This window comes from Maribacter zhoushanensis (assembly GCF_029350975.1).
In the GTDB taxonomy this organism is placed as follows: domain Bacteria; phylum Bacteroidota; class Bacteroidia; order Flavobacteriales; family Flavobacteriaceae; genus Maribacter; species Maribacter zhoushanensis.
In genome coordinates this window covers 128,764-137,426 of record NZ_JARKMR010000007.1, presented here as the reverse complement: position 1 = coordinate 137,426, position 8,663 = coordinate 128,764, and the positions used below count along the sequence as shown (strand labels likewise).

Below are 8,663 nucleotides of genomic sequence, written 5' to 3'. Positions count from 1 at the left end.
AGCCAACAGCCAACAGCCAACAGCCAACAGCCAACAGCCAACAGCCAACAGCCAACAGCCAACAGCCAACAGCCAACGGCTACTTTAAAACTTCAGCCTTTTCAATATAAATGTTCTGTAAAGGCCAATCCCCTTTTTCAACAGGTACATTATTTATTTTGTCGACCACATCCATACCATCTATGACTCTACCAAAAGGTGTGTATTCGTCATCTAAATGATAAGACCCAGGATTGGTTACAACAATGAAAAATTCAAAAGGTGAGGCTAGCATATGTGGATTATCCATTTCGCTACTGGGCATAGATACGGTGCCTCTGTGATGTTTATGACCTTTTCGGGTATCAGGCGGTAATAGGTATCTTCCTAAATCATTTCTTTTCTTTCCGGTTCGTTCATCATCAGAATTTCCGCCTTGAATAATAAAATTTTTAACTACCCTATGAAATTGGGTGTAGTCAAAGTATCCTTTTTCGGTAAGGTAAATGAAATTGGCTCTGTGGTAGGGTACGTTCTCAAATAACTCTATAGTAAAGCTGCCTAGGTTGGTGGTAATTTTAACCTTGTTAGATTTTAAAGTTTTTTCATAATTGAAAAAGAAATCTATAGCATTGTCTTCATTAAGTTCAAAAGCTTTTTCCTGCTCGTCTTTAGTAACTTCTTTTTCTGTAATTTTAGTAGAGTCTATTGTAGTCGTTGATTTAGAAGTTGTATCGTCAACCTTCTTAGGGGTATCTTTGCAGCTGGCAAAAGCTACAATAGTAACGAAAAAGAATATATTGAATTTAAGTGAACGCATGGATTTCAATTTTTTTGAACAACGAATATCAAAAATAAAGGATCTACCGCTACCGGGGGAAGCTTCACAGTACAAAATGGCTCCAGAAAGTCGTATTGAAGATTTACAACGAATTAATCGATCAAAAAAGAATCCAAGAAAGGCGGCAGTGATGGCTTTGTTTTATCCTACGGTAAATCAGAATACTAATCTTTTGTTGATATTAAGAAAAACGTATGAGGGCGTTCATTCTAATCAAGTAGGTTTTCCAGGAGGAAAAGTAGAACTGTCAGATGACGGATTGCTTACAACAGCATTGCGCGAAACCCATGAAGAAGTAGGTGTAGACCCTAAGGATGTTACCTTGGTAAAGGAAATTTCAGAAATATTTATACCGCCAAGTAATTTTATCGTACAGCCTTATATAGGATTGTATAAAAATCCAAAACCTTTTGTAAAACAAGAGTCAGAGGTAGAGTTAATTCTAGAAGTACCAATACTAGATTTTTTAGACGAAGCAAAAGTTGTCTCTAAAAAAATAACTACTTCTTATGCGGTGGATATTGAAGTACCTGCCTTTAAATTAAACGGTTATATAGTATGGGGCGCTACGGCGATGATGATGAATGAGATTAAAGAGTTATTAAAACAAGTGTTATAAGGCATATTTATTTATTTTAGCATTCTATGGGATTATTTGATAAAAACCCTTTTGGGCATAATTTATTTATTAAAAAGTGGCTAATTCGTATTTTGGCCTTGCTTTCGCACCAGCGTTATAAAGGTTTTAATACCTTAGAAATTGAGGGTTCTGACATTATTAGAAATCTGCCTGATAGAAACGTTTTATTTGTTAGTAATCATCAAACTTACTTTGCAGATGTTGTGGCTATGTTTCATGTATTCAATGCTAGTTTAAGCGGTAGGGAAGATTCAATTAAAAACCTGGGATACATATGGCAGCCTAAATTGAACATGTACTATGTTGCAGCTGCCGAGACTATGAGAAAAAGTCTATTGACCAAAATTATGGCATATGCAGGCTCTGTGAGTGTTGAAAGAACATGGCGTTCAGAAGGTAAAGATGTAAAGCGTCAAGTAAAAATGAGTGATATCTCTAGTATTGGTAAAGCTTTAAATGATGGCTGGGTAATTACTTTTCCGCAAGGCACAACTACACCATGGAAACCTTTAAGAAAAGGAACCGCACATATTATCAAAAAATATAAACCAGTTGTAGTACCCGTGGTAATAGATGGTTTTAGACGTTCTTTTGATAAAAAAGGACTACGCGTAAAGAAAAAGGGAATTCTTCAATCTATGGTCATCAAAGAGCCGTTACAGATAGATTATGAGAATGAGTCTTCTGAATCTATAATAGAGAAATTAGAATACGCTATAGAGCAACATCCTTCATTTTTAAAAGTTATTTCTAAAAAAGACCTATTAGCTGTTGAAGAAGAAAATAAACAGCGTAAATGGAGGCAGTCTTAAACCGCCAAATGTTTTAGTTCGCTGTAGTTATTCTTTAATTTTCTAAGTAATAGACCATACAGAAGAAAATAAATTCCGCCCATGGCTAAAGTTAAGATTACGCCAAAAATACCAATGGAAAGCATAACTGTAATCTTTAGTTTTTCTGCAGATATGTTTTCTAGACTATCTTTTAATTCAGGAAATGCTGAAACAATATTATCATTAAGATAAACCCCTATAATCATTATGATTATGGTGACCATAATCATAGATAAAGAAAAGATGACGTAGTGTTTAACGGTCTTTCTAGTTTTTATTATTTTCTTCATCAAGTTCTTAGAATTATCTAAAACGGAGATTTCCTTAAACCTTTTATAAAATTGGTATATAAAATAAAATGCTACCAAATAGGTAAATCCGGATAATACTTTAAGGTATTTAGCAATACCAATATTCTCATAGATTTCCATACCCTCACGAAAAGATGGTAAAAGATACAATAACTGAGGTACAGTAAATTCTAAGATGCTTATTATCAATATCCATTTAACGATAGAGGAAGATTTCTTCCATATCATTTTATGTATTTCATCATAGCTTAATTTAGGAACGTTAAATTCCTTTTTCTGCCAGTCTTTCTTTAGTAATTCCAGTTCGTCCGTCATACGCTTATGGATTCAAAATGGTTCTTAATTTTGTTTTGATACGATTCATCTTCACTCGTGCATTTACTTCGGTAATACCCAAAGTTTCTGAAATTTCAGTATAATTTTTATCCTCCAGATATAAAAAGACCAATGCTTTGTCCACATCGTTTAATTGCTTAACGGCTTTATACATTAGCTTTAATTGTAATTCTTCGGTCTCGTCATACTCATCTGCCTTGATCTTAAAAATTATAGACTCATAATCAGCGGTATCAATTCTTCTTTTATTTTTTCGGTATAAGGTAATGGCGGTATTTAAGGCCACACGATACATCCAAGTACTAAACTTTGCATCACCCCTAAATTTAGGGTAAGCTTTCCATAGCTGAATAGTAATTTCTTGAAACAAATCATTGTGAGAGTCGCGGTCATTTGTGTATAGGGTACAGACTTTATGGACAATATTTTGATTGTCCTGTAGCTCGGTCACAAATTTGTGTTCAAGGTCTTTATTCACTGTTGGTTGGTTGTTCTTAAAACGTTAGTCTAACAAAGGTTTTATTTGTTACAAGAATTTTAAAAAAAATAAAAGTGCCAAAGTTATCTTTGGCACTTTTCAACGAAATTTAATTTGAATACTATTTTCTATAATCTAATGCAGGAGCTCTATCTCCTAATAACGGAATATATTTAAAATCTGCACCTCTTTTTTCTAAGAATTCAGCTTTGGCCGCTGCTACTAATTTTTTATCCTTGAATAAATCAATAGCTGTCATCGTCAATGTCTTTGCAGCGATCATCATACCTTTATTACCAATAGATGTGCCACCTGCAGCAACAGCTTGCCAGCTATGTGCTGGTGTGCCAGGTACCCATGTAGCAGTACTGAAACCAACTGTAGGTACGGTAAAACTAACGTCGCCAACATCTGTTGATCCAAATGCTTTGGCTTCGGTCTTGTAAGGTTGTACATTTTTTGCAGTAGCTAAATCCGCTTTTTCTTGACCTAAAGTTTTTGCGATTTTATCCGCAAATGCCTTTTCTTCGGCTGTATATTCCATTCCACCGACTTCAGATAAATTTTCGTGCATTACCTTCTGTAAGGTTAAGTTGGCCAATAACTCGTGTGTACCCCCGATCATTTCATAATCCATAGTAGTACCTGTGCCTAATGCTGCACCTTCAGCTGCTTTGACCATACGGTCAAAAATTTCGATAACAACATCACGTCTATTGTGGCGAGCGTAATAGTAGACTTCTGCAAAATCAGGAATAACATTTGGTGCTTTTCCACCATCTGTAATTACGTAGTGAATTCTAGCTTCTTGTGGAATGTGCTCACGCATCATATTTATCATCATGTCCATAGCTTCAACCCCGTCTAAGGCAGAACGACCTTTGTCTGGTGATGCTGCGGCATGAGCAGAAACACCGTGAAATCTAAATTTAGCAGACTTGTTCGCCAAGGCTGCACCGGCACTTGCTGCATTCTGAGCACCTGGGTGCCAATGTAAAGCAATATCTACATCATTAAAAAGTCCTTCACGGACCATATATACTTTACCGGATCCACCTTCTTCCGCTGGTGTACCGTAAAAGCGAATAGTACCTTTAGATTTGTTTGCTTCTAGCCAATCTTTAGTAGATATGGCAGCAGCTGTAGAGGCTGTGCCAAATAAATGGTGACCGCATGCGTGACCTGCCGCGGCACCTGCAGATTCTTTTTCTGAAACAGCTTTTTGAGAAAGACCAGGTAAGGCATCAAATTCACCCATAATTGCAATTACCGGGCTTCCGCTACCATATTCGGCGACAAATGCAGTTGGTATACCTGCAACGCCTTTTTTAATAGTGAATCCGGCATCTTGTAATGTCTGTTGTAGAAGTCCGGAACTTTGTTCTTCTTGGTATCCCATTTCTGCGAATTCCCAAATATTTTGAGCAATTATTCCGTATTCATCACTTTTTTGCTCTAATTTTTTAATAATGTCTTTTTCGCTTTTTTGAGCCTTCATTGAATAAAAGGAAGTACCGAGTACCGCCAGTAAAATAAGGGATTTACGCATTTTGGTGTTTGTTTGAGTTAGACCTTAAAGATACTAAAAACACATTATTATTTTAAAGTAGAAGTCCATTTGTTTAATTTAGCATTTAAGTATTCATACTATGAACATACCCCTTTCAAGCTATCCTAGAATCGTAATTATAGGAGGTGGTTTTGGCGGAGTTTCTCTGGCTAAAAAATTAAGTAAGCAAGAAGTACAGGTTGTTCTTATCGATAGGAACAATTATCATACTTTTCAACCCTTATTATATCAAGTATCTACAGGAGGTCTTGAGCCAGATTCTATAGCTTACCCATTGCGTAAAGTGCTAATAGGTTATGATAATTTCTATTTCCGTTTGGCCGAGGTAGATCATATAGATACCGCTAATAAAAAAGTTAATACGAATATTGGTGATATAAGTTTTGACTATTTAGTAGTAGCAACGGGTTCAAAAACCAACTTCTTTGGTAATGAGCAAATAGAGAAGAATGCGATGTCAATGAAATCTATACCGCAATCTTTGAATCTTCGTAGTTTAATATTAGAGAATTTTGAACAGGCACTACTTACAGATGATTATCATGAAAGAGATGCGTTAATGAATTTTGTGATTGTTGGTGGCGGACCAACAGGGGTAGAGCTATCTGGTGCCTTGGCAGAAATTAAGAAAGGTATTTTGCCAAAAGATTATCCTGATTTAGATACCAGAAGGGCACAAATAAATATTGTACAAGGTGGTGATTGTTTATTACCGGGTTTTAGTGCACAGGCATCAAAAAAAGCGGAAGATTTCTTAGAAAAATTAGGAGTTCAAGTTTGGAAAGGTGTTCGTGTTACCGGCTATGATGGTAAAACCGTGACTACAAAAACAGACCTTAAATTTGATGCCGCTACCGTAGTTTGGGCTGCAGGAGTAAAAGGAGCGGGAATTAAAGGTTTAGATGCAGAAGGTGTAATTGCTGGCGGTAATAGAATTAATGTAAACGAATTTAATCAAGTAATTGGTCACCCAAACATTTTTGCCATAGGTGATATTGCATGTATGGCAACCGAAGATAACCCACGTGGACACCCAATGGTAGCGCAACCGGCAATACAGCAAGGTAAATTATTGGGTAAAAACCTTGTAAACTTAATAGAGAACAAACCTATGAAACCATTTGTCTATTTTGACAAGGGTAGTATGGCAACCATTGGTCGTAATAAAGCGGTTTGCGATATAAAGAAATTTAGGTTTCAAGGGGTTTTTGCTTGGTTTGTTTGGATGTTTGTACACCTTTTTTTCTTGATCGGATTTAGAAATAGAATGGTAGTATTTATAAACTGGGTGTATAATTACATCAGGTTTGATCGAGAGGCACGGTTGATCATCCGTCCATTTAAAAGAGATTATAGTCAGTTCAAAGATTAAGAATCTTTCAATTTCCATATTTATAAATAAAGTTTTCTAAATGCTCGACAGTTAATTTTTTGTCAAGTATTTGGTCAGTTTTTATTTTTAAAATACCTTTTGTAGGAATTTATTTCAATAACCGATTTCCAACCTATGAAAGTTCTGATAAGTGGTTTTCTATTCTTTTTCGTAATTGCTTCTAGTGGGCAGACAGTAGAGGAGCCTCCGGTATCAGGGTTGCAGTCGTCTCAGAAAGGATTTTTAATTACAGGTCATGCCTACCCGACTGGAGCTACAGGCGATATTCATAAATCTTTTATGATACAGAACGGTATTACAAAATCGTTGAAACTAGAATTACAAGGTTTTTATGATACATATATATTAAGCGAAAGGTTTAGGTCTAGTGTATTAACTAAAGTGTACTTAAATGAAAAATTATATCTGCTTAGTGGTTTAGAAGCAGAGGTTGCTACAGAAAAGGCAGGAGTTGGACAAACATCATATCGTCTTGGTGTTGTACCTGGTGCAGGTTATGATATCAATGAAAATTTCATGATAGAGTTGAAAAGTAATGTTCAGCTAAACAAGTCAAATATTGGTGTATATGGTGAGACTAGGTTAGCAATGCCTTCGGTATATACTATTGGTAGTAAGTGGAAATTTTAATGGCTTTTTCTGGGGTGATACGTATTCATGACTTCCGCTAAATGGGTGCGGTCTACGTGCATGTATATTTCTGTTGTAGTAATACTTTCATGACCTAACATTTGTTGAATAGATCTTAAATCGGCTCCGTTTTCAAGTAAGTGAGTGGCAAATGAATGTCTAAAGGTATGTGGACTAATACTTTTTTTCAAGTCAATTTTAACCGCTAAGTTTTTTACGATAGTAAATATCATGGCACGGGTTAGTTGCTTTCCACGACGGTTTAGAAAAAGAATATCTTGAAACCCTTCTTGAATATTTAAATGGACTCTAATTTCATTTCTATAAATATCAATGTATTTTTTGTTTACAGAACTTACAGGTACAAAGCGCTGTTTGTCACCTTTACCGGTGACTTTAATAAAGTCTTCCTCAAAAAACAAATCAGAAATTTTTAATCCAATAAGCTCAGAAACTCGTAATCCGCAGCCATATAAAGTTTCTAACATAGCTCTGTTACGTTCTCCTTCTGCAGTGCTTAGGTCAATTGCATCAATTAATTTGTCTATTTCATTTTCTGAAAGTGTATCTGGTAGTTTTCTTCCAATTTTAGGCGATTCAATTAAATCTAACGGATTGTCTTTCCGGTAATCTTCAAAAATTAAATAATTAAAAAAACTTTTGAGTCCCGATATAATTCGAGCTTGAGACCTTGGATTGACCACTTTGGCAATTTCATAAATAAACTGTTGTACAGTATTCTTGTCAATGAGAATTGGAGTAACATTAATATCATGAGTCTCAAGAAAAGATATCAATTTTTCAATATCCATAGTGTAGCTCTGAATAGAGTTTTTTGATAGACCACGTTCAAGTTTTAAATAAGTGGTATAATCTTTCAGTGCATGTTTCCATTTCATGGCTTAAAGATAAAGAATACATTAGTTCGGTTGGCTGTAAAGTAAAGTGTATAGAAGTATAAAAGGATATTATAAAGCCTCTTTTTTTTAAATGATACTTTTTGTAACCTACCTAATTGAATGATGTACAACTACTTTTACCGTATTCACAACAAAGATGCCTGTAAGCTTAGTCTTACCTTTATTTTTGTAATAAATAATCAAACCAACCCATGAATAAGTATTTTGTTTTACTATTTGCCTTGTGTCTTTCAACCGGAATTTTTGCTCAAGAAGGATTTAAATTCGGTATACAGGCAGGTATACCCTTAGACGATTATAATGAAGCTGTAAGTGTTGTACTTGGAGCTGATTTCTCATACATGTATCCGCTAGGTGAAGTGGTAGATGTAGGACCTGCTATTGGTTATATTCATGGTTTTGCCGAAACTTTTCAAACAACAATTATTAGAGAGGAGCAAGAAGCTGTTCAGTTTTTGCCATTATCTGCTGGCGTTCGTTTTTGGACGTCAAATTATTTCTCATTTGGTGGTAACGTAGGTTATGCCATGGGCATTAATGACGGTAATGAAGGTGGTTTATATTACAGACCAACAATTGCTTATTTAATGAGTTCAAGTGTAGAGGTTAATTTATCGTACACTGGTATTGATGTTGAGGAAACAACATGGTCAACAGTGACTTTAGGAATTGTCTACAATTTTGAGCCAAAATATAGAACTCGTCGTTAAAGAAATACTTTTCCAAGCAAGA

General features: G+C 35.3%; 10 protein-coding genes. 5 read left to right on the top strand and 5 right to left on the bottom strand.

The window, feature by feature from the left end; genetic code table 11:
* Positions 1-79: 79 nt before the first annotated feature.
* On the bottom strand, positions 80-799 hold the full coding sequence (locus tag PXD56_RS17045; protein WP_276494535.1) for a peptidylprolyl isomerase: 720 nt from the start codon (positions 797-799) through the stop codon (positions 80-82).
* Here PXD56_RS17045 and PXD56_RS17040 point away from each other — a divergent pair.
* The gene (locus PXD56_RS17040) at positions 798-1,439 is read left to right on the top strand and encodes an NUDIX hydrolase (RefSeq protein WP_276494534.1); all 642 of its coding nucleotides are present in this window, start codon (positions 798-800) and stop codon (positions 1,437-1,439) included. The genes PXD56_RS17045 and PXD56_RS17040 overlap by 2 nt on opposite strands.
* Positions 1,440-1,465: 26 nt before the next feature.
* Positions 1,466-2,272 (top strand): lysophospholipid acyltransferase family protein, encoded by an 807-nt coding sequence (locus PXD56_RS17035; protein ID WP_276494533.1) that lies wholly within the window; start codon positions 1,466-1,468, stop codon positions 2,270-2,272.
* Here the strand turns inward: PXD56_RS17035 and PXD56_RS17030 are convergent.
* From PXD56_RS17030 to PXD56_RS17020, 3 genes are all read right to left on the bottom strand, one after another.
* Positions 2,269-2,919 carry a hypothetical protein gene (locus PXD56_RS17030; protein WP_276494532.1) on the bottom strand — a complete coding sequence of 217 codons (651 nt, stop codon included), beginning with the start codon at positions 2,917-2,919 and terminating at the stop codon, positions 2,269-2,271. The genes PXD56_RS17035 and PXD56_RS17030 overlap by 4 nt on opposite strands.
* Positions 2,920-2,923: 4 nt before the next feature.
* A complete protein-coding gene (locus PXD56_RS17025) occupies positions 2,924-3,418 on the bottom strand; it encodes an RNA polymerase sigma factor (protein ID WP_276494531.1) in 495 nt (164 codons plus the stop codon).
* Positions 3,419-3,539: 121 nt separating this feature from the next.
* Positions 3,540-4,967: an amidohydrolase gene (locus PXD56_RS17020; protein ID WP_276494530.1), complete on the bottom strand. Its 1,428-nt coding sequence runs from the start codon at positions 4,965-4,967 to the stop codon at positions 3,540-3,542.
* A gap of 100 nt (positions 4,968-5,067) precedes the next feature.
* On the opposite strand from PXD56_RS17020, the gene PXD56_RS17015 reads away from it, so the two are divergent.
* Positions 5,068-6,360, top strand: a complete 1,293-nt coding sequence (locus PXD56_RS17015) for an NAD(P)/FAD-dependent oxidoreductase (protein WP_276494529.1) — start codon at positions 5,068-5,070, stop codon at positions 6,358-6,360.
* Between the two features lie 135 nt (positions 6,361-6,495).
* On the top strand, positions 6,496-7,011 hold the full coding sequence (locus tag PXD56_RS17010) for a hypothetical protein (RefSeq protein WP_276494528.1): 516 nt from the start codon (positions 6,496-6,498) through the stop codon (positions 7,009-7,011).
* On the opposite strand, the gene xerD is transcribed toward PXD56_RS17010, so the two are convergent.
* Positions 7,008-7,910, bottom strand: coding sequence for a site-specific tyrosine recombinase XerD (gene xerD / locus PXD56_RS17005; RefSeq protein ID WP_276494527.1), 903 nt, complete (start codon positions 7,908-7,910; stop codon positions 7,008-7,010). The genes PXD56_RS17010 and xerD overlap by 4 nt on opposite strands.
* A gap of 212 nt (positions 7,911-8,122) precedes the next feature.
* Here xerD and PXD56_RS17000 point away from each other — a divergent pair, with 212 nt between their 5' ends.
* The gene (locus tag PXD56_RS17000; protein WP_276494526.1) at positions 8,123-8,641 is read left to right on the top strand and encodes an outer membrane beta-barrel protein; all 519 of its coding nucleotides are present in this window, start codon (positions 8,123-8,125) and stop codon (positions 8,639-8,641) included.
* The last annotated feature ends 22 nt before the right edge of the window (positions 8,642-8,663 follow it).

What these genes read in the sequence shown, in the direction of transcription:
- PXD56_RS17040 (WP_276494534.1), top strand. Translation starts at nt 798, where the DNA reads ATGGATTTCAATTTTTTTGAACAACGAATATCAAAAATAAAGGATCTA.
- PXD56_RS17045 (WP_276494535.1), bottom strand. Translation starts at nt 799, where the DNA reads ATGCGTTCACTTAAATTCAATATATTCTTTTTCGTTACTATTGTAGCT.
- PXD56_RS17035 (WP_276494533.1), top strand. Translation starts at nt 1,466, where the DNA reads ATGGGATTATTTGATAAAAACCCTTTTGGGCATAATTTATTTATTAAA.
- PXD56_RS17030 (WP_276494532.1), bottom strand. Translation starts at nt 2,919, where the DNA reads ATGACGGACGAACTGGAATTACTAAAGAAAGACTGGCAGAAAAAGGAA.
- PXD56_RS17020 (WP_276494530.1), bottom strand. Translation starts at nt 4,967, where the DNA reads ATGCGTAAATCCCTTATTTTACTGGCGGTACTCGGTACTTCCTTTTAT.
- PXD56_RS17015 (WP_276494529.1), top strand. Translation starts at nt 5,068, where the DNA reads ATGAACATACCCCTTTCAAGCTATCCTAGAATCGTAATTATAGGAGGT.
- PXD56_RS17010 (WP_276494528.1), top strand. Translation starts at nt 6,496, where the DNA reads ATGAAAGTTCTGATAAGTGGTTTTCTATTCTTTTTCGTAATTGCTTCT.
- xerD (WP_276494527.1), bottom strand. Translation starts at nt 7,910, where the DNA reads ATGAAATGGAAACATGCACTGAAAGATTATACCACTTATTTAAAACTT.
- PXD56_RS17000 (WP_276494526.1), top strand. Translation starts at nt 8,123, where the DNA reads ATGAATAAGTATTTTGTTTTACTATTTGCCTTGTGTCTTTCAACCGGA.